Raw genomic sequence first — 19,771 nt, 5'->3', positions numbered from 1 at the left:
ACCTCACAACTTTTTGACCAGTTCTTGTCCGAATGGAAGTCAATGCTGTCCGTTACCCGGCGAGCGACCCCGCTCTGTTCCGAGCGCCAAGGCACGCGTAGATTCCTGGCTTTGACGATTGATCACTTCTGGGGGAGACGTGGACTGGGGGACGCTCGTCGCGGCGGTCAGCGGTGGCTCCATCGCCATTTCCGGTACCGTTCTGGCCGACTACCTTCGCCATCGCCATGAACAGGACCGCGGCGTGGGGGAGCGGCGACGGGATGTGTACATCGAGTTCATCACCGCCGCCGGAGCCTGCCACGCGCGGCTGCGCCAGATCGCCCAGGACCCGGGCGCCGAAGCCGACGTGGACACGGCGGCCCGCGAGGCGCTGAGCGATGCGGCGATCCATGAAGTACGGGAACGGCTGTTCATCGACGCGACCACCGAGGTCGCCGCTGCCGGACAGTCGATGTTCCAGCAGCTGCGCGCTCTGCAACGTACGGTCGCGGCAGGCGAGTCGCTGACGTCACCCGCCTTCCACGATGCCTACCACCCCTACATCGGCGCGGTCTGGACCTATCGGGTGGCTGTGCGTGGAGAGTTGGAAGGCAAGCCGCTTGCGCCCGAGGATTTCGGATGGGACGGGTGGGACGGCAGGGACCGATGTCCGATCTGCCAGGCCGCCGTCGTCAGCGGGACGTAGGTCCTGTCCGGTCGACACGCATCCTGCCGCTCATGACCTGACCTTCAGGACCTGCTCGTCTCGTCCGGAACGCCGTCCGCGGCGGCTCGGACCTGGTCACGCAGCTCGCGGAGAGCGTCGGCAGGCGCCCCGAGTCCGTTCAGCCCGAGCCGCGCGGCCTCCACACGGGAGTCCGGGTTCGTACTGAAGGCGAAGACGAGCGACTGGTGCAGCATCCACTGGTGGTAGGACAGCAGCCGTGCGGCGCGTTCGCGCACCTCGGCGACGTCGCCGTCCGCGGGCAGGGCGCGCACCATGCCCCGCAGGCGGTGGTAGACCACCACCTGCTCCCCGGCCGCTTTGGCTACCGCACCCGGTACCGGCTCCGGCTCTCCGCACGCGGCGACGACCTGGTCGGCCCGCGGCTGCGCGGCGACCGCCGCGTCGAGCACGTCCGCCAGGGTCCTGAGCTGCTCGGACCGAGCGGGCCGCTGGGGAGTCGTATGCCCGGCGGGCCGCAGGCGCCCGAGCATGCGGGCCGCGCGGTGCAGCAGATCCTGTGTGAGATGGGATATGCGGGACGGAGGGTCGTGAGCGGCATGTACGGCCATGGCTCCTCCTGGTCACAGCCCGACCAGCTCGACGGTGGAAGATCAACAGGTGCGGTGAACCCCTTAGGTCCTGTCCGGCACGCTGTGCGCGCACCTTCAGTGTGCGCCGTCCATCGCCCGGTGGCACTGCTCCGATGTCAACGGCGCACCCGATAGCGCAGGTGAAGCACCCGGTTGCCCTGAATCACCACGTCAGGATCCTCCAACAGGTGCTGCGCGTGGACCGACCCGAAGTAGCGCTTGCCGGACCCGAACACGACGGGTACGACGTCCATGCGCACCTCGTCGATCAGGCCCGCGGCAAGCACCTGGCCACCGACGTCGCCAGCGGCGACCTCGACCAGGCGGTCACCCGCAAGCTCCTGCGCCTTGGCCAGGGCTGCCTCGACGCCGTTGACGAAGTGAAACGGCGCCTCGGGGTCCCAGCCCTCGGGCTCCGGCCGGTGCGTCACGACGACCACGTGGTCGATCCCGCCCGGAGGCTTCCCGTCCCAGCCGTCCGTCAGGTCGAAGACGTGGCGGCCGACGATCGTGACTCCGATCTGGTCCCAGTACGGCCGGGTGTAGTCGTAGGACGTCTGCGACACCTTCAGCTCGCCGCTCTCGTCCAACGGAACGTCACCGCTGGTCAACCAGTCGAACAGCGGTCCGGGCTGGTCATTCTCGTCCGCGACGAAGCCGTCCACCGACACCGAGCTGTACATGACCACCTTGCCCACGGGGCTCTCCTCTGCCTTCGGCGGGGGGACCCCCATCCTCCGGCCCGCGATGCGCCACGCCAGAACCCGCTCGCTGATCCGGCCTGATCGACCGGACAGGGCCTAGCCTCCACAGCATGCTGCGTATCGCCGACACCCGCACCGGTCACCTCGTGGAGATTCCCCCCGGCCACCGCCATCTGCTGCGCATCTGCGTCCACCTGCCGGTCATCGACACGACGACCGACACCCCGATCGGCGCGGCGGATCTGCGGGCGCCACTGGTCGGCGACGTACTCGCGCGCGCGGCGGAGCTGCACGGCCTGCAGGCCGTCATGGTCCTCACCGCACCGGACCTGCCGTACGAGCGGGCCCGGGCGCTCGACCGAGCCATGGGCGCACTCGGCATCCATCCGCCCGCCGCCGTCGACACCCACGATGCGACCGGGTCACGCGGCGCCCCTGCCGACGTGCACCTGTTCGCTCACGGCACCGACAGCGACGCCGCCGACGGGGCACGGATCGACGTGGGCGGCGTCGGCCCCGGACCTGCGGACGACGTGGGCAGCGAGGATCCCCTCGCTGTCAGGATGCTTCTTCTCGGCCACGCCCACAGCGTGCCGGTCACCGTCACCCCCGCCGGGCTCGCCGAAGCCGGGAGGGCATTGCGGCACTGGCGACAACAGGTGGCCGACTGGGCACAGGAGCCGTCCCGGCCGATCCCCGCCGACCTGCGGCGACAGGCGTATGCCTCGCTCGACGACAATCTCGGTGTCCCCGCCGTCCTGGACCTGCTGGCCGGCCTGGAACGGGACCCGGACATCCCGGCCGGAGCGAAGTTCGAGACCTTCGCCCATCTCGACCGTGTCCTCGGACTCGACCTGGCACGCGAGGTCGGCCACCAGCACCAGGAGACGCCATGACAGCTGCAACCCTCCGGCGCCTGGTCGTGCTGCGGCACGCCAAGTCCGCCTGGCCCGACGATGTGGCCGACCACGAGCGGCCCCTGGCCCCGCGCGGCCGGCGCGACGCCCCGGCCGCGGGCCGATGGCTGCGCGAGGCCGACTGCGTCCCTGACCTCGCTCTCTGCTCCACCGCCCGCCGCACGCGCCGGACGTGGGACCTCGCCTCGGCGGAGTTCGGCGTCACGACGCCGGTGATCCACGACGTGCGCCTCTACGGCGCGACCGAGGCGGAACTGCTCGACGTCGTACGAGAGGCTCCCGCGCATGTACGCACGCTGATGCTGGTCGGGCACAACCCCGGCATGCAGGATCTGGTCCTGATGCTGGCCGGCGAGGCGGACGGCGTGGCGCTGGAGCGGACGCGTACGAAATTCCCGACGTCCGCCATCGCTGTCCTGCGGGTGCCCGGCGCCTGGGCGGATCTCTACGAGGGGACAGCCCGGCTGACCGAGATGGTCGTGCCCCGGGGCGCGAAGCCCTGACCCGTGGCACCGGTGTGCGCCTGAGGGGCCGGGAATGCGACAGGACCTCGGCGCGTTACCACCATCAGCAAGCTACTGGTAACGATGCCATCTGGAGGCACCGCATGGCACGAAGCGACACCCGACCGGTCATCACGCTCCGGTCGACTGCCGGAACCGGTCACACCTACGTCACCCGCAAGAACCGGCGCAACAACCCCGACCGCCTGCTCCTGCGCAAGTACGACCCCACCTTCGGCCGGCATGTCGTGTTCCGCGAGGAACGCTGACCGGCTCACACACTCGGCACTGGCCAAACGCCCGTCTCAAGCGAAGGATCCGCGCATGAAGTCTCGTATCCACCCCATATCCCGGCCGGTCGTCTTCCGTGACCGTGCGGCGGGCACCGCGTTCCTGACGACCTCGACCGCGGACTCCGCCCAGGGCGTGGAGTGGGAGGACGGCAACACCTACCCCGTCATCGACGTGGAGATCTCCTCTGCCAGCCATTCGTTCTACACCGGAACCTCGCGGGTCGTGGACACCGCCGGCCGTATCGAACGGTTCGAGCGCCGCTACGCATCCGCGGCCTCCCGGGGCTGACCACCCCACGTCACGCGGTGGGCGCTCAGAAGGGCGCCCACCGCAGTCATGTGCGGGTCAGAACTGCTCGGACTCCGGGATCAGATGCATCGCCGCCTCCTCCGCCGAGGCGGCACCGTCGATACCGACGTCGGTAGCGATCATGTCCTTCTCCAGGCCGGAGTGCGCCCCCTCGTCAGGGGCCACGAGCCGGCCTGCTCGCTCCTCCCCGACCTCGTCGTCGATCAGCTCCCCGTCCGTGTCCCAGGCGTCTCCCAGCCCGTCACCGACGGGAACGGTGACGTCGGGTGTTTCCTCGGCCAGCCGCTCGTCCAGGCTCTCGCCGCGGTGCTGCTCCTCCGCGGTGGTGCCCACCCGGTCCACGGCCCACGGCCGCTCCGGTGGGGAGTATCCGTCGGAGAGGATCTGCAGCGCGGGATCCTCGAGCGTGTCTTCGGCGTCCAGCAGCCCGGCGTCGTCCCCTACCTCGGACCCGTCCGGCTGGTAGACCTCGTCGCCCATGGAGCTCTCGCTCATGTCTCCTCCTCACGGCCCTGTGTTTTCAGTTTCCGCCAGGTTGGGGCGCCAGGCTCCTCGTGGAGCGCATTTCGGCCGGCTCGATCACGGACGGCGGCAGGCGGAGCCGGGGGAGAGGGCAAGGCCGGGCATGAGCTTGTCCTGCTCATCGGGGCTGATGGTGGCTCTCAGCCGGCAGATCTCCGCCAGCCGGGCAGCGGTGTCCAGATTCCAGAGCCGTACGGTGCCGTCGTTGCTGCTGCTGGCCACCGTCCGCCCGTCGGGCGCGAAGGCGACGCCCCACACCGCGTTGCTGTGACCGGCCAGAGCCGCCACCAAACGGCGCCCGGCAACGTCCCACAACCGCACGGTCCGGTCATTGCCGCTGCTCGCCAGGGTGCGGCCGTCGGCGGAGAAGGCGACCCCCCGTACGGAGCCGGTGTGGCCGGTCAGTATCGCCACCGTGCGGCGCCGCGAGGTGTCCCACAGCCGTACGGTGCCGTCGTTGCTGCTGCTCGCGAGGGTCAGCCCGTCCGGACCGAAGTCCACACCCCGCACCGCGCCGGTGTGCCCGGTGAGCGAGGCCAGCGCGCGGCGACCCGGCACGTCCCACAGCCGCACGGTCAGGTCGTCGCCCGCGCTTGCCAGGGTCCGGCCGTCGGGGCTGAAGGCGACATCGTTGGCGAAGTCGGTGTGGCCGGTGAGTGTGGCGAGCAGTCGCCGCTGCGCGAGGTCCCACAGGCGGATGGTGCGGTCGGATCCGGCGGAGGCCAGGGTGCGGCCGTCGGGGCTGAAGGCCACGGAGAACACGGCTCCGGTGTGGCTGGTGAGTGTGGCGAGCAGTCGCCGCTGCGCGAGGTCCCACAGGCGGATGGTGCGGTCGGATCCGGCGGAGGCCAGGGTGCGGCCGTCGGGGCTGAAGGCCACCGAGAACACGGTTCCGCTGTGGCCGGTGAGTGTGGCGAGCAGTCGCCGCCCCGGCACGTCCCACAGCCGAACCGTGTGATCTGCGTCCGCTGTCGCCAGCCGCCCGCCGTCCGGGCTGTAGGCGGCCTTCCAGATCTCGGTGAACGGACGCGCCGTCAGAACCGATCTGCGCAGGTCCCACAGCACAACGGAGTCGTCGAACCCGGCCGTGGCCACCACCGAGCCGCCGGAGTCGACGGCCACGCCCTGTACATAGTCGGTGTGGCCGGACAGGGTGCTGGTCAGGCGGCCGCTGCGCACGTCCCACAGACGCGTGGAGCCGTCGCCGCCCGCGCTGATCACCGTGGTGCCGTCCGGGGTGTAGGCCACGGCGTTGATGTCGTCGCTGTGCCCCGTCAGGGTCGATGTCGTCCTGCGGCCCGCCAGGTCCCACAGCCGCACGGTCCGGTCGACGCCGCCGCTGACGACACTTCGCCCGTCCGGAGCGAACGCAACTCCCAGTACCTCGTCGGTATGGCCCCGGAGCACGGCCATCGGGCGGGCATGGGCCGCGTCCCACAGCCGTACGGTGCGATCCGCGCCCGCGGACACCAGTGTCCGGCCGTCCGGGGCGTAGGCAAGGGTGTTGACGTCTCCGTCATGGCCGGCGAGGGTCGCCATGGCCCTGTGGTCCCCCGAGGCCTGCCACAGTCTGATCCTTCCGTCGGGACCGGCGGTGGCGAGCGCCGTCCCGCGGGGGTCGAAGGCCAGTGCCCGGCCGGCTCTGGTGGCGGGGGGAAGAACGGCTTTCGTACGGTGGCTCGTGGTGTCCCAGAGCCGCACGGGGCCCTCGGTGGAGGTCGCGGCGAGAGTGCGCCCGTCGGGGCTGAAGGCGACCGCGCGCACCCGCCCGGGGACGGTGAACGTCGCGGTCTGCCGGCGGTCGGCCACTCGCCACAGCTTCACCGTGCCGTCGGAACTGGCCGTTGCCAGCGACCTGTTGTCCGGGGCGAAGACCACGCAATTGACCGGACCACTGTGCCCGGTGAGCCGGGCGGAGAAGTACTGCGCCTGCGTGCTCAGCAGGGCTCCGCGCGCCTGCGTCGTCGGCGAGGTGCGATAGGCCTGCTCGGCCAGCAGCAGCGACGCCTCCGGCTGTCCCGCCGCCAGGGAGGTGGACTGTGCGGCAAGAGCCTGTGATCGGGCGACGCGTCCCTGGGAAAGTGCGCCGGCGCGCTGGTGATAGGCGAGGGCGCCGGCGGTGACGGCCAGGAGGAGCAGCACGGCGAGTGTGGCCATGAGCCTGCGCTGCTGCCGGACCTGGCGCCTGGCGCGCTCTTCCGCGCTGCGTTGCTCCGACTGGCTGGACTGAAGGAACTGCCCCTCCAGTGGGGTGAGGTGAGTCCGGCCGTCGAGATCGTCGGCCCAGCCGCGGACGGCGGCGAGCCGGCTGCCGCGGTAGAGATGGGAAGGGTCGCGCCCCTCGCGCTCCCATTCGCCGGCGTCGTGGGCCAGTTGCTGATGGATCAGAAGTCCCGCCCGGTCGGCGTTGATCCAGCCGTGCAGTCGTGGCCAGGCGTGCAGGAGGGCCTCGTGGGTGATCTCCACGGTGTCCCGGTCGAGGGTGATGAGCCGGGCCCGTACGAAGGCGTCGAGCGCCGCGGCCGCCCCGTCCGTGCCCATCAGCTGTTCCATCAGGGAGGTACGGCTCATCCGGCGCCGGGTGGGCCCGGCGCCGTCGGCGACATGGACCAGCCGTACCAGGATGCGGCGGATCGTCTTCTGCTCGACGGGGTAGAGGCGCGCGAACACGTCCTCGGCGGTCCGCGCGATCGCGCCCTGGATGCCGCCGGTGCGCTCGTATCCGGCGACCGTCAGTGTGGAGCCGTCGCGCTGCTGCCAGGTGGCTCTCAGCGTGTGGGACAGGAGCGGCAGTGCCCCGGGCGGCGTGTGGTGGGGCGGCCTGCCCGGCTCGTCGCGTAACCCCGCGTCACGGAGAAGGAGTTGGACCAGGCCCGGTTCGAGTGTCAGACCGGCCAGCTCCGCGGGACGGGTGATCGAATCCTGCAGTTCCTCCATGGACATCGGGGGCAGCACGAACAGCGCGTCCGTGAAGACGGAGGCCAGTTCGGGAACGTCGAGGCAGTGCCCGGAGAAGTCGGCCCGCACACCGAGGACCACGACTGCGGGACTCTGTTCGCCTGCCGCCGGGCCGGAGGTTGCCACCGCCGAGAGCACGGATACGAACGCGCGTCGCTCGGCCTCGTCGGCGCACAGGGTGAAGAGCTCCTCGAACTGATCGACCAGTAACACCAGCCGGTTGGGAGGAGGTTCGCGGTGCCCGGGGCCCCCGGGTGGTGGGGCCGACATCGTGCGGACGGCGTCCAGCAGCACATGCGGGCGGTCCTGCAACTCCTGGGCGGAGATGCCGAGCGAGGTGCCGAGGACCTTCCCGGTGCAGTCCAGGAGTTCGTCCAGCGGATGTGCCGTGGGGGTGAACATCACCACGGGCCACGCGTCCGCACCCGGCATCGGGAAGGCGCCCCTGCGGCGCAGGGCGGGCACGAGGCCGGCGTTGAGCAGCGAGGACTTGCCCCCTCCGGAGGGTGCGACAAGCAACAGCGGTCCGCCGCCGATCCGTTCGAAGACCCGGTCGACGAGGGAGGCGGTGACGCGCTCGCGTCCGAAGAACCATCCGGCATCGTGCGACGTGAACGCCGACAGGCCCTGGTACGGACACTCGCCACCGGACTCCGGCCCCGCCGCGGCACCCGTACCCCTGCCGGAGTCCGGTGAGACGGCTTCGGGCAACAGGCGCAGCAGCTCGCCGTCTGCTTGCAGCACCTGGTCACAGCGCCGCGCGACGTCGAAGGTCGCAGGCTTCGAACCTGTCTCGATCTTGCTCAAGTAGCCTTTGCTGTAGTGCGTCTGACGTGCCAGATCGGCCAGTGACAGGCCTCGCTGCCCCCGGAGGCGCCGCAGTTGTGCGGGGAACGACACCGTCGCGCCGTCAGGTAACTCGCCCTGGTCGATGGGTTCCTGTCCATCCTGCTGCTCCCACAAAGAGCACCCCTTGGCATTCGTGCGCAGGCCACGGTACGGCTGGTGCCCAGGCTACAGCGGGGGTCGGACCGTGATCCGGTGACTTTCGGCCGATGGCCCTCACTCGGACGGGACTGCACCCGTGGGCGGGACCCCGTAGACGTCAGTACGGGTGCCCCGCCACGCGGCTCGAGTTCACCGGCCCTGTTGTGTCAGGTGCGCATGTCCTTGGGGAGCGTGACCAGCCAGCGGGTGTCCTGCCGGGGGCGGAGGTAGAGGGCCCAGTACACGGTGGCCGTCGCCATGATGCCGCCGGTCCACAGCAGGTACTGCGTTTCCTGCTGACTGAGGATGTAGACGAGTACGGCGATCAGCACGAGGGGCATGGCGGGCCAGAGCGGCATCCGCCAGGCGGGCAGTTCCCTGTGCGAGGCGCGCCGGGCAGCGAGCGCGGCGATCGCGACGAGCAGGTACATCCCCGTCACCGAGACACCGGTCACGCCGTACAGGGTGTCGAGGTTGACGAAGCACAGGGCAGCGCCGGGGACTCCGACCACGAGCGTGGCGACCCACGGGGAGCCGAACCGGCCCAGCCGGGACAGGGCGTTGTTGACCGGCTCGGGCCATGCCTTGTCACGGGCGGAGGCGAACAGCACGCGGGAGTTCTGGATGACCATGACGATGCCCGCGTTGATGATGGCGAGCGCGACACAGAGGCTCACGAACGTGCCGACCGCCGAATTGCTCCAGGCGGTGACCATCGTGCTGATGTCACCGGAGGTGAGGGCCGCGAGGTCGGGGGCGCCCATGGTGATCGCGACCACCGGGACGAGGATGACTGCCGCCGAGATGGCCAGGGTGGCAAGGACGGTACGCGCCACGTTGCGCCGCGGGTTCTCCATCTCCTCGGAGAGGTAGACGGCGGTGGAGAAGCCCTGAGTGACGAAGAGGGCGATGGCCAGGCCCGAGACGATCAGCATGGCGTTGACCGGGCCGGGTGAGCCGCTGTCGCCTGCGACCACGCCGTGGACGAGGCTGCCGGCGCCGCGCTCGGTGTGGGCGAAGCCGAGGACGGCCACGACGGCGGCCGCGATGACTTCGAGGACCAGAAAGACTCCGGTGATCCAGGCGTTGGCGCGCAGGTCGAGGAGTCCGGCGAGGGTGGCCAGCAGCATGACTCCGGCGCCCGCGGCCTCCGCCGGTACATGGACCAGCGGGGCGAGGTAGTCCGCCGTGCCCATGGCGATGACCGGCGGCACGATCATCACGACCAGCAGGGACAGGACGAACACCAGCCAACCGGCCAGTCGCCCGGTCAGCGTGGTGACGATGGCGTACTCGCCACCCGCGCTGGGAATCAGGGTGCCCAGTTCCGAGTAGCAGAACGCGACAGCGATACAGAGGAGCGAGCCGATCGCGATGGTGAGAGCGGTGGCGGTGCCGAGGCTCGCGAACAGATCGGGCACGACAACGAACAGTGTGGAGGCGGGTGTCACGCACGAGAGGGTCAGCAGTGTCCCGCCGACGACGCCGATGGAACGCTTGAGGGTGTGCGGCCCGTCCTGGCCGCTGGAGTCCGGCGCCGCAGGTGCTGGGGCGGCTGTGAGCGGCTGGCTGAGCATGTCGGTCATGGAGCGGTTCCGATCGACTGGGCGTGACGAGTGACGGCGGGAGTGCTATCGCCTCCGTGGCTGGACTGGCTGTGGTTCATCCACTCCCGGCGCGTTATGGAAACCCGCCGAATCCGGAACGTCAACCCTTGTTTGCCTTCGGAATTCGTTGCTGACGAGGTCCCGTACGGCGGTTTCCGAAGCAGGTCGCGGTAGTGACCGCGATCCGACGGGCGACTGAATCCGGCTCCTTGATGAGTCGATGACCTTCGAAACACAGGGAATCGGGCGCGATTGGCTTCGATGTGAGAAGCGCGGTTGCGGGCCAGATCCGGCCACGGACGGTGACGGTGGCCCTGCGGGAATCGCAGTCGCGTGGCCCATGCGGTTTCGCAGTCTTTGCGTTGTGGCGCGCCGATGGCCGACAACCTCGGACGCGGAGTGGTCGCGCACAGGTTCATCGACCATACTGCCCGTCGTGGAACAGCGCGTAGATCCAAACATCCCACTCGAGTCCGCCGTTGGGACCGACCCGGCGTACATCCCAGGCCTCACGGCCCCCCGCTCTGCCGAGACGGCAGAGGTCGAGGAGGTGAAGGAGCAGGTCCCGGAGCAGTCCGTGGAGGCGGAGCCCGACGCGGCCGCTCAGGAGGATGCGCCCACACCCCAGGAGGAGGGCGCCGCCACTGAGGCGGAGGAGGAGGCGAGCGGTCCCGTCTTCGAAGTCGCGGACCGCCGTGGTTCGATCAGGGCGGACCGCGACGGTATCCGGTTCCGGCTCGACGACCAGGAGGCCGAGTTCCGCTGGGACGAACTCGGCGCCGTCGAGATCAAGCCCGCGCGATTCGGCCGCCGGTTCACCGTCACCGTCCACCTGTCGACCCGCCGCTGGTTCGACGCCGAGGTCGAGGCCCCGGTCAGGAGTCAGCTCAAGGAGTGGACGGCGGAACTCGACGCGGTCCTGGACGCCTACTTCGAGGATGCCTGACGGACAGTCAGCGTGTCTGTCGCATGCGCCATTCGACACGTCCGCCTCCCGGTCGCCACGGCCGGGAGGTTTGTCGTCCATCGCCGATGCTGCGTCCCTCACGCGACCGACGGCAGCGTCCGGGCACCGGGTCTGACCTGGTCTTTCGTGTCAGTCCGATCTACCCTCGCCTGATCGGGAAGGGGGACCGGATGGACCGGAACATACGCACCGTGGACGATGTACTCAGGCTCCTGGACAGCCTGTTCGCGCCAGAGGCCGACCGCTGGACGGCCGGCGCGGCATCCTGGTGGGACGGGTTCTACGCGGACCGCACCAAACCGGTGCCGTTCTTCGTGAGCAAACCGGACGAGAACCTGGTCTCGTACCTCGACCGCGGCCTGATCACCCGGGGCCGCGCCCTCGACCTGGGCTGCGGCCCCGGCCGCAACGCGCTCCACCTCGCCTCGCTGGGCTTCGAGGTGGACGCGGTCGATCTCTCCCCGGCGGCCATCGCCTGGGCCGGGGACCGCGCCCGTGCGGCGGGTGCCGAGGTCCGGTTCCACTGCGGTGACGCCTTCAGCCTCGCGGGCACCGAACTCGGCGGCCCGTACGACCTGATCTACGACTCCGGCTGTTTCCACCACCTGCCGCCGCACCGCCGCATCAGCTACCTCTCCCTCCTGGAGCGGTGCCTGGTGCCCGGCGGTCATCTCGCCCTCACCTGCTTCGCGGCCGGCGAGATGGGCTCAGAACTCCCCGACTCCGACTTCTACCGCCAGTCCCGTCTGCACGGCGGACTCGCCTACACGCCGGAGTCTCTGCGCTGGATCTTCTCCGACCTGGCGGAGGTCGAGCTGCGCCGTATGCGCGACGAGGCACCCGAGTCCCCCTGCTTCGGCGAACCGTTCCTCTGGACAGCCCTGTTCCGCCGTGATGCCCAGCCGTAAACAGGGTGAGTCGTCTCGTCCAAGACCCCCATGTACAGGCATTGTTCGGTCTGGTGCACGATCTGGTGGTGCGTGGGCACACCGATGCGCCGAGAGGCATGATGATTGCCCGGCGCCGTGAGAGTGAGGGGGTTGGTCGGCAGATGTCCCGTGTGGCCGGTGGTCGGCATGACGTTCTTGAGGGGGACCGAACCGGTGAGGGCGAGGCTGTCGGCGACGACGGGCCGGGCGCGGCGCGTGGGGGAGCCGCAGGACAAGTGCGCGCCGCGCTGGGCTGGCTCGTACGTTTCGTCTGGAGCACCCTCGTAGGCGAGTGGCGTGGCATTGTCGTCGCTCCCCTGCGGGAACTGCTGGTACGCCGACGGGTGACCGGGCTCTCTCTGGCGTTTCTGGCCACGTTCGCGGTCATCTTCTTCCATGCGATTCACGTGACGCCGCGCGGTGCGGTGGTCGTGCGGCTGCTCGGCGAGGTGCGGGCCGACTTGCCGCTCCCTATCGCCCTGTTGCGTACGCCTGTGTCCTTGTTCGTCCCCGCGCTCGACCTGCCGGTGTGGGCAGGCATTACGCAGTTGTTCCTGGCGTTCGCCCTTGCCGAACTGTCGCTGGGCCGTGCCCGGACGCTGATGGTCGCGTACGCCACGACTCTGGCCGGCACGCTCAGCGTCCGGGTGATGATCGCCATCGGCCCGGGCTGGTGGGGGCTTGGACTGCCGCCCGAGATCGGGCAGGTACTCGACACGGGACCCTCTGCCGCCGTCGTGGGTCTGTTCACCTACCTCGCGGTCGTACGGCGGGCGCCCGTCCTCTTCGCGTTCACCGGTGGCTCGATGGTGCTGGAGTCCGTCATCAAACCCAATCTGGCAGCTCGTGAGCACCTGATCGCGATCGCCGCCGCGATCGTCCTGGGGCTGTGCCACGGACGCTTCCGGGCGCGTGCGTCGGGGGATGAGGGTGCGCTGGCGGACGGTGGCCGGTTGAGATGGCGGTTGCTGAACCGCGGTTGGGGATCGCCTTCGGTGCCGGAGCCACGAAGGGACGCCGAAAGCCCTACCGGCAAAGGCCGTTGGGTGGCGTTCGAACCCGTCGGCAAGGGGCGCGGGACCGAACGATCCGAGGAGCCCGCCGACTAGAGGGTGTCCGGTCTAGAGATGTTCGGTGCTGCGTCCGGTCGGAGGGCTGTTCTCCTCGGTCGTACCCGGCACGGTGATGACGACCTTGCCGCGTACGAGGCCGTTGTGCAGATGCCGGATCGCCTCGGGGACCTCGCTCAGGGGGTACGCTCGCTCGACGACCGGCGTGATCTTTCCTGCCTCGAGGAGTTCCTTGAGGAACTCCAGATCCTTCTGGCGCTCCGCCGAGACCAGCCCGAGCAGCTTCTGGCCCACGAACGGTGACAGCAGCGCCGCTCGGAGCAGGCGCTCCGTGCCCCCGAGCCACGGTCCTCCCTCCTCGCCGCCGACGATGACGAGAATTCCCTTCGGAGTGAGTGCGCGCCGCAGGTGCGACAACGAGCGGTTGCCGGCGATGTCGAGAATGACGTCATAGCGGCGAGTCCCGTTCGCGAAGTCCTCGCGGGTGTAGTCGATGACCTCATCCGCGCCGATCGACCGGACAAGGTCTGCCTTCGCCGTACTGCACACGCCGGTGACGTCGGCTCCGTACATCTTGGCGAGCTGCACCGTGAACGTCCCCACACCGCCCGACGCACCGATGACGAGGACCTTCTGTCCTGTCCGGACCCGTCCCTTGTCCCGGACAGCGTGAAGGGCGGTGTAAGCCGAAATGGGGACGGCCGCCGCCTGTTCGAAGGTCAGATTCGCGGGCTTCGGGGCGAGCCTGTTCTCCCGGGCGCACGCGAACTCGGCGAATGAGCCGTCGCACGCACCGAAGACCTCATCACCGACCTTGAATCGGGTCACTTTTCTGCCGACCGCCTCGACGCGACCCGCGACATCCAGGCCTCGCACAGGGTTCTTGGGTGCACGAAGCCCGAAACCCATGAGGCGCAGCAGATAGGGCATGCCCGTCATGAGGTGCCACACGCCCGCCTCGACGCCGGCCGCGTGCACCTGGACGAGCACATCACCGTCCCCGACGGCGGGCGGATCGATGTCCCTGAGCTTGAGCACATCGGTTGAGCCGTACGCGTCCTGGACAATGGCCTTCATGGTGTCTCTCCATCAGTTTGCGTGTACTGGAACACGGCGTCGAGCGGGACCTTGAACACCCTGGCGATCTGAAAAGCCATCTCGAGGGAAGGCGAATAGCGGCCCTTCTCGATGGCGATGACGGTCTGGCGGGTCACGCCGATGAGATCGGCCAGCTGCGCCTGCGTCATCTCTCCGTGCGCGAACCGGAGGGCTCGGATCGAGTTCGTGACTCGGGTCGGCTTCACCACGGCTGAAAGCCTCGGCGGTAGGCGGCGAGCTTTGCCGCGCAGCCGAGGAGCGAGGACAGGACGAATGCCAGGTAGACGGCATTGGCGATCCAGAAGTAGTCCAGCTCGGCCATCGACATGCCGAGCGCCGCGACGCCGCCGATGGCGACGAACGACTGGCCCACGTGCTCACCGAACCGGCCGATCTCCCTGTCGCGTTGGTCCTTCTTGCCGCCGTCCTTGGGTGAGGTGGTGGCGACCACGATGCTGAGCACGATCGATGCGACGATCGCGGCTCCGATCGTGTACAGCAGTGTCGAGACGTACGACACCTCGGTGAGGGGGGTGCCCTGCGCCCGCCCCAGGATGATGGCGAGGTAGGTCGCATAGGCGCCGACCGTGACCACCGCCATGATCCATGTGCGCTTCTCTTCGAACGACACTCCCGCTCCCCATGTTAAAGAAACTTGACATGGATGAATGTAGGGAACCCTTGACATCATGTCAAGGGTTCTTAACATCGGCGAGCGGGGTCCGAGCAGGCGCTACGGGGCTCGTCGAACGGGACGGCGGGGTCTTTGCGCGCAGGCGCAGCTGCGCCCGGCCTGCGGCGGCAAGGGCTTATGGAGTCACGGGAGAGACAGCGTCCAGGAGCGGTGCTTCCAGACGATCAGGGCGGCTGTTGACGATCATGGCGGCGGTCAGCGGTGCTGGTCGCCACGCTCCGCGTTCTTCTCCTTGATGCGGACGGCTTCTTTCCGGACCTCGGCCTGGGTGGCGCGCTCCTTCTGCAGCCACTCGGGACTTTCCGCCTTCAGCGCCTCGATCTGCTCGGTGGTGAGGGCTTCGGTGATGCCGCCTCGCGCGAGACCCGAGATGGAGATGCCCAGCTTCGATGCGACCACGGGCCGGGGGTGCGGGCCGTTGCGTCGCAGCTCCTGCAGCCACTGGGGCGGATCTGCCTGCAGTGCACTCAGCTCGGCGCGCGAGACGACGCCCTCCTGGAACTCGGCGGGGGTGGCCTCGAGGTACACACCCAGCTTCTTCGCCGCCGTGGCGGGCTTCATCGTCTGGGTGGTCTGGTGCGACGTCATGCTGTCAAGAGTATCGAGCGTGTGCGCCACCTCTGACCACGACCGATAGCCTTGCGGGGTGACAGGTTCGGAAGTATCCCCTTCGTTCCGGCTCGCGTATGTCCCGGGAGTGACGCCCACCAAGTGGGTGCGGATCTGGAACGAGCGGCTGCCCGACGTCCCCCTGACCCTCATCGCGGTGTCCGCCGCCGAAGCGTTCGACGTGCTGCGGGGCGGCGGCGCCGACGCGGGTTTCGTGCGGCTGCCGGTCGACCGGACGGACCTCAGCGCGATCCCGCTCTACACCGAGACGACGGTGGTCGTGGTCCCGAAGGACCACGTCGTGGCCGCGGTCGACGCGGTGTCCGCCGAGGACCTGGCCGACGACATCGTGCTGCACCCCCTCGACGACACCCTCGACTGGGAGCGTCCGCCGGGACGGCCCGCGAACGAGCGTCCCGCCACGACGGCGGACGCCGTCGAACTGGTGGCGGCCGGGGTGGGACTGCTTGTAGTGCCCCAGTCACTCGCCCGCCTGCACCACCGTAAGGACCTCACGTATCGGCCGGTCACGGACGCTCCCGAGTCGCGCGTCGCGCTGTCCTGGCCGCAGGACGCGACCACCGACCTGGTGGAGGACTTCATCGGTATCGTCCGCGGGCGGACCGTCAACAGCTCACGGGGCCGCACACCGCCCCCGGCACAGCAAAAGCGCAAACGCCCCGATACGGGCGGCGGCACACGGCAGAAGCCCGCGGCCGGGAAGCCCACCGGCAAGAGCCCCCGGAGCGGTTCCGGCGGCCCCAAGGGCGGCTCCAAGGGCGGCCGGCGCGGCAAGCCTCGCGGCCGCTCGTAGCGCCGGCTCAGTGCGGTGCGGCCTGAGCGCGGGGCAGCGCGGCGCACAGCCGGTCGACTTCGTCGTCCGTGTTGTAGTAGTGCACCGACGCGCGGACCAGGGAGGTCAGGCCCCGTGGTTCGAGGTCCCAGCGTGCGTAGTCGGCGACCGAGACCGAAACGTTGATCCTTTTCGCCTGGAGGTCCCGGGCGATGTGATCGCTGTCGTGGCCGTCGACGGTGAAGGTCACGATGCCGCACTGCCGGGATCCCCGGTCGTGGACTTGCACCCCGGGAAGGGAGCGCAGACGCCGGCGCAGATTCCCGGCGAGGAGCGTGACACGCTCCTCGATGGCGTCCAGGCCCAGGTCGAGGGCGTAGTCGACGGCGACGCCGAGGCCGATCTTGCCTGCGTAGTACGTTTCCCAGTTCTCGAACCGGCGGGCGTCGTCCCGGACGCGATAGCTGTCCGGAGATGTCCAGGTCGCGGCGTGCAGGTCCAGGAACGGCGGTTCCAGACGCGCGCGGATGCGTGGAGAGCAGTAGAGGAAGCCGGTGCCGCGCGGGCCGCGCAGGAATTTGCGGCCGGTCGCGGTGAGGAGGTCGCAGCCGGTCTCGTTCACGTCCACGGGCATCTGCCCGACGGACTGGCAGGCGTCAAGGAGGTAGGTCACCCCGGCTTCCCGCGCTGCCTCGCCGATCTCGGCCGCCGGGTTGACCAGACCGCCCTGGGTGGGGACATGGGTAACGGCAATCAGCTTGACCCGCTCGTCGATCATCTCCCGCAAGGCACCGACGTCGAGCTGTCCGCTGTCGTCGTCGGGCACGACATCGACCTGCACACCGTGGCGTCGGGCCGTCTGCAGGAAGGCGATGGCGTTGCTCGCGTACTCGGCGCGGGCCGTCAGGATCCGGTCACCCGGAGCCCAGGGAAGCGAGTAGAAGGCCATGTCCCAGGCGCGGGTGGCGTTTTCCACCACCGCGATGTCCTCGCGGGCCGCGCCCACCAGGCGGGCCAGCGCGTCATAGGTGTGCTCGATGCGGTCGGCCCGTGCGGCCGCGGCCTCGTAGCCCCCGATCTCCTCCTCCAGCCGCAGGTGTTCCACCACCGCGTCGACCACGGGCCGCGGCTGCAGCGCGGCCCCGGCGTTGTTGAGGTGGGTGACCCGCGCACAGCCCGCTGTGTCCTGACGTACCTGCTCGACATCGATTCGCATCATCGGCTCCATCTCGGTAGTCCTCGCATTCTGGCTCCCCAGAACGCGCAGGAGCCGGACCGGCGCCGCTTCTACTCATGACGTCCGGTCAACGGGCTGTTCCACCGTTGGGCGATGGTGGCCGCACGGGCGAAGTGGGCGGCGGCCTCGTCGTCGCGGCCGAGGAGTGCGGCGAGTTCGCCGAGCGTGTAGGCGACCGGTCGGAGGGCCACGGTGAAGCCCGAGGACGGCGGCAACCCGTCGCGGTAGGGAAGCAGTGACGCGTACAGCTCCTCCGCGCCCTTCGTCTCGGCCAGCGCCACCATCGCCATCGTGCGGAAGGTGGCGAAGACCTTGAAGAAGTAGTCGGGCCGTATCGGCAAGGCCTGGGCCAGGACCCGTCGGGCCTCGTCGGCCTGTCCGGCGGCGGCAAGCGATGCGGCAAGCAGGTCCGCGGCCACCGGGCCGTAGCCGTCGAACAGCTTCCGGGCCTGCGGCAGGAACCAAGCTGCTGTTCTTCCTCGGCGTGCTCCTCGAAGACGCAGACGACAGCGAGCGCTCGACGATCCTCAGCGCGCTGCCACTGCCCGCCCGCCTGCTCTGGTATGCCGTCGGCCGTCCTCAATACGCGCGCAGGATCCGGCGTGTCCGGCGGATCCGCCGCTGACGGCACGCCATTGCCTGCCCCGCGAACTCCCCAGGCCGACACGCTTCCTTCTCCGGAGAGAGATCCCATGACCATGAAACGCCTCGCCACCGTCCTTGCTGCCCTGGGCGGCGCATTCATCATCTACGTCGGGCTCAGCTATCTGCTCACCCCCCAGACGACCGCGGCCGACTTCGGCCTCCCGACCTGGCCCCGGCACGACGGCACTGCATTCCTCGCCGTCAAGGGCGTCCGCGACATCGCGACCGGACTGGTCGTCTTCGCACTTCTGCTGTCCGGGCACCGCAGGGCGCTGGGCTGGGCGATGCTGGCGATCTCGTTCGTTCCCGTCGGAGACCTGGTGATAGTCCTGAGCAATGACGGTTCGCCCGGCACCGCGTACGGGGTTCACGGCGTCACTGCCGTCGCGGTGGGGGTGACGGCCGGTCTGCTCCTGCGTGAACGCCCGCTGGGATGACAGGACCCTCATGGGTGCGGGATTGCCCTTCGGATTTCCCCGCTCTCACCGCTGCTTTCAGCGCGGATTTCGCCAACCACACAGCTGTCCGGAGATTGGGTTGCACTCGTGTAACAGCCGCTGGCATTAGCTGCCGGGTTCGGCCGGTATGGACCCAACAGACGATACGCCGAGGCGAGTTGAGCGATTGCGCACCCTTGTCACTCCGGTGTTCGATTCCACATAATCGCAGGGCGCTTGCGGACTCATCCCCCACTGGGTTCGGACGCCTTATTGCGTGCTGCCGTTTTTCGGCGCACGTCATTCGGTGGTGACTTCCGGTTCCCGGGGTTGGGATGAGTTCGCCGTTGAGGCGTACCCCCCACGAGAGGAAGTCCGTTGAAGAGCTACCTGAAGCACCTGAGGGTGCCCACCGCGATCGGTGCCGTCGCCCTCGCCGCGTTCAGTCTCCAGCCCGGCGCGGCCAACGCCGCCTCCGCACCGACCCCACGCGGTGACGTAGGCACGAAGGTCGTCGGCGGGACCAAGGCCGATCAGGGTGAATTCCCGTTCATGGTCCGCCTGTCCATGGGCTGTGGCGGCGCGCTGTACGCCAAGGACATCGTTCTGACCGCCGCCCACTGCGTCGACGGCAGCGGCCCGAACACCGGCATCACCGCTACGGCGGGCGTCGTCGACCTGGAGGACTCCAACGCGATCAGCGTCAAGTCCACCGAGGTCCTCCAGGCGCCCGGCTACAACGGCAAGGGCAAGGACTGGGCGCTGATCAAGCTCGAGAAGCCGATCGACCTTCCGACCCTGGCGATAGCCGGCGACGACAAGCTCAACAACGGCGACTTCGACATCGCCGGCTGGGGCGCCGACAAGGAAGGCGGCGACCAGCAGCGCCACCTGCTCAAAGCCAAGGTCCCGTTCGTCGACGACGCCACCTGCCAGAAGGCGTACGGCGACCAGCTGACCCCCGGCGAAGAGCTCTGCGCCGGGATCCTGGACACCGGCGGCGTCGACACCTGCCAGGGCGACTCCGGCGGCCCCATGTTCCGCAAGGACGAAGCGGGCGCCTGGATCCAGGTCGGCATCGTCAGCTGGGGCGAGGGCTGCGCTCGCCCGGGCAAGCCCGGTATCTACACCGAGGTGAGCACGTTCGCGGCAGACATCAAGAAGGCCGCGGAGGGGCTCGGCGGCTGAGTGG

General features: G+C 69.3%; 23 protein-coding genes. 12 read left to right on the top strand and 11 right to left on the bottom strand.

The window, feature by feature from the left end; genetic code table 11:
* Positions 1-139: 139 nt before the first annotated feature.
* Positions 140-688, top strand: coding sequence for a CchlQ (locus OHA61_RS02270; RefSeq protein ID WP_406301424.1), 549 nt, complete (start codon positions 140-142; stop codon positions 686-688).
* 44 nt (positions 689-732) lie between these two features.
* Here OHA61_RS02270 and OHA61_RS02265 read toward each other — a convergent pair whose 3' ends face one another.
* Positions 733-1,278, bottom strand: a complete 546-nt coding sequence (locus OHA61_RS02265) for a hypothetical protein (RefSeq protein WP_406301423.1) — start codon at positions 1,276-1,278, stop codon at positions 733-735.
* Between the two features lie 137 nt (positions 1,279-1,415).
* Positions 1,416-1,997: a dihydrofolate reductase family protein gene (locus tag OHA61_RS02260; RefSeq protein WP_406301422.1), complete on the bottom strand. Its 582-nt coding sequence runs from the start codon at positions 1,995-1,997 to the stop codon at positions 1,416-1,418.
* Positions 1,998-2,113: 116 nt separating this feature from the next.
* Between OHA61_RS02260 and OHA61_RS02255 the strand changes: the two genes are divergently transcribed.
* From OHA61_RS02255 to OHA61_RS02240, 4 genes are all read left to right on the top strand, one after another.
* On the top strand, positions 2,114-2,899 hold the full coding sequence (locus OHA61_RS02255; RefSeq protein WP_406301421.1) for a hypothetical protein: 786 nt from the start codon (positions 2,114-2,116) through the stop codon (positions 2,897-2,899).
* The gene (locus OHA61_RS02250; protein ID WP_406301420.1) at positions 2,896-3,423 is read left to right on the top strand and encodes a SixA phosphatase family protein; all 528 of its coding nucleotides are present in this window, start codon (positions 2,896-2,898) and stop codon (positions 3,421-3,423) included. Before OHA61_RS02255 ends, OHA61_RS02250 begins: the two co-directional genes overlap by 4 nt.
* A gap of 104 nt (positions 3,424-3,527) precedes the next feature.
* Complete coding sequence (gene rpmG / locus OHA61_RS02245; protein ID WP_361905833.1) at positions 3,528-3,692, top strand: 50S ribosomal protein L33; 165 nt, start codon at positions 3,528-3,530, stop codon at positions 3,690-3,692.
* Positions 3,693-3,747: 55 nt separating this feature from the next.
* The gene (locus OHA61_RS02240) at positions 3,748-4,005 is read left to right on the top strand and encodes a type B 50S ribosomal protein L31 (RefSeq protein WP_406301419.1); all 258 of its coding nucleotides are present in this window, start codon (positions 3,748-3,750) and stop codon (positions 4,003-4,005) included.
* 57 nt (positions 4,006-4,062) lie between these two features.
* On the opposite strand, the gene OHA61_RS02235 is transcribed toward OHA61_RS02240, so the two are convergent.
* From OHA61_RS02235 to OHA61_RS02225, 3 genes are all read right to left on the bottom strand, one after another.
* The gene (locus OHA61_RS02235) at positions 4,063-4,521 is read right to left on the bottom strand and encodes a DUF5709 domain-containing protein (RefSeq protein ID WP_406301418.1); all 459 of its coding nucleotides are present in this window, start codon (positions 4,519-4,521) and stop codon (positions 4,063-4,065) included.
* Positions 4,522-4,605: 84 nt separating this feature from the next.
* Complete coding sequence (locus tag OHA61_RS02230) at positions 4,606-8,406, bottom strand: helix-turn-helix domain-containing protein (protein ID WP_406307260.1); 3,801 nt, start codon at positions 8,404-8,406, stop codon at positions 4,606-4,608.
* A 254-nt stretch (positions 8,407-8,660) separates the two neighbouring features.
* Entirely contained in the window at positions 8,661-10,079 is a 1,419-nt protein-coding gene (locus tag OHA61_RS02225; RefSeq protein ID WP_406301417.1) for an APC family permease, read from the bottom strand.
* Between the two features lie 457 nt (positions 10,080-10,536).
* Here OHA61_RS02225 and OHA61_RS02220 point away from each other — a divergent pair, with 457 nt between their 5' ends.
* The 3 genes from OHA61_RS02220 (at position 10,537) to OHA61_RS02210 (ending at position 13,105) form a co-directional block, all read left to right on the top strand.
* The gene (locus OHA61_RS02220) at positions 10,537-11,046 is read left to right on the top strand and encodes a hypothetical protein (protein ID WP_406301416.1); all 510 of its coding nucleotides are present in this window, start codon (positions 10,537-10,539) and stop codon (positions 11,044-11,046) included.
* Between the two features lie 191 nt (positions 11,047-11,237).
* On the top strand, positions 11,238-11,975 hold the full coding sequence (locus OHA61_RS02215; protein WP_406301415.1) for a class I SAM-dependent methyltransferase: 738 nt from the start codon (positions 11,238-11,240) through the stop codon (positions 11,973-11,975).
* 257 nt (positions 11,976-12,232) lie between these two features.
* Positions 12,233-13,105 (top strand): hypothetical protein, encoded by an 873-nt coding sequence (locus OHA61_RS02210; RefSeq protein WP_406301414.1) that lies wholly within the window; start codon positions 12,233-12,235, stop codon positions 13,103-13,105.
* Between the two features lie 12 nt (positions 13,106-13,117).
* Here OHA61_RS02210 and OHA61_RS02205 read toward each other — a convergent pair whose 3' ends face one another.
* The 4 genes from OHA61_RS02205 to OHA61_RS02190 all read right to left on the bottom strand — a co-directional run bounded on the left by OHA61_RS02205 (position 13,118) and on the right by OHA61_RS02190 (position 15,446).
* Entirely contained in the window at positions 13,118-14,143 is a 1,026-nt protein-coding gene (locus OHA61_RS02205) for an NAD(P)-dependent alcohol dehydrogenase (RefSeq protein WP_406301413.1), read from the bottom strand.
* Entirely contained in the window at positions 14,140-14,370 is a 231-nt protein-coding gene (locus OHA61_RS02200; protein ID WP_406307259.1) for a helix-turn-helix transcriptional regulator, read from the bottom strand. Before OHA61_RS02200 ends, OHA61_RS02205 begins: the two co-directional genes overlap by 4 nt.
* Positions 14,367-14,795, bottom strand: a complete 429-nt coding sequence (locus OHA61_RS02195) for a hypothetical protein (protein ID WP_406301412.1) — start codon at positions 14,793-14,795, stop codon at positions 14,367-14,369. The genes OHA61_RS02200 and OHA61_RS02195 overlap by 4 nt, the downstream gene beginning before the upstream one ends.
* Positions 14,796-15,053: 258 nt before the next feature.
* Positions 15,054-15,446, bottom strand: a complete 393-nt coding sequence (locus OHA61_RS02190) for a DUF5997 family protein (RefSeq protein WP_324984377.1) — start codon at positions 15,444-15,446, stop codon at positions 15,054-15,056.
* A gap of 58 nt (positions 15,447-15,504) precedes the next feature.
* On the opposite strand from OHA61_RS02190, the gene OHA61_RS02185 reads away from it, so the two are divergent.
* Positions 15,505-16,281, top strand: a complete 777-nt coding sequence (locus OHA61_RS02185) for a LysR substrate-binding domain-containing protein (protein ID WP_406301411.1) — start codon at positions 15,505-15,507, stop codon at positions 16,279-16,281.
* A 7-nt stretch (positions 16,282-16,288) separates the two neighbouring features.
* On the opposite strand, the gene OHA61_RS02180 is transcribed toward OHA61_RS02185, so the two are convergent.
* Positions 16,289-17,479: an aminotransferase class V-fold PLP-dependent enzyme gene (locus OHA61_RS02180; RefSeq protein ID WP_406301410.1), complete on the bottom strand. Its 1,191-nt coding sequence runs from the start codon at positions 17,477-17,479 to the stop codon at positions 16,289-16,291.
* A 68-nt stretch (positions 17,480-17,547) separates the two neighbouring features.
* Positions 17,548-17,916 (bottom strand): hypothetical protein, encoded by a 369-nt coding sequence (locus tag OHA61_RS02175; protein WP_406301409.1) that lies wholly within the window; start codon positions 17,914-17,916, stop codon positions 17,548-17,550.
* Between the two features lie 65 nt (positions 17,917-17,981).
* Here OHA61_RS02175 and OHA61_RS02170 point away from each other — a divergent pair, with 65 nt between their 5' ends.
* The 3 genes from OHA61_RS02170 to OHA61_RS02160 all read left to right on the top strand — a co-directional run bounded on the left by OHA61_RS02170 (position 17,982) and on the right by OHA61_RS02160 (position 19,767).
* Complete coding sequence (locus tag OHA61_RS02170; RefSeq protein ID WP_406301408.1) at positions 17,982-18,122, top strand: hypothetical protein; 141 nt, start codon at positions 17,982-17,984, stop codon at positions 18,120-18,122.
* Between the two features lie 67 nt (positions 18,123-18,189).
* Positions 18,190-18,579, top strand: a complete 390-nt coding sequence (locus OHA61_RS02165) for a DUF4267 domain-containing protein (protein WP_406301407.1) — start codon at positions 18,190-18,192, stop codon at positions 18,577-18,579.
* A gap of 378 nt (positions 18,580-18,957) precedes the next feature.
* Positions 18,958-19,767, top strand: coding sequence for a serine protease (locus tag OHA61_RS02160; protein WP_324984366.1), 810 nt, complete (start codon positions 18,958-18,960; stop codon positions 19,765-19,767).
* Positions 19,768-19,771 lie beyond the last annotated feature (4 nt).

This window comes from Streptomyces sp. NBC_00885, assembly GCF_045207475.1.
GTDB lineage: Bacteria > Actinomycetota > Actinomycetes > Streptomycetales > Streptomycetaceae > Streptomyces.
This window is presented reverse-complemented; position numbering and strand designations above follow the sequence as displayed.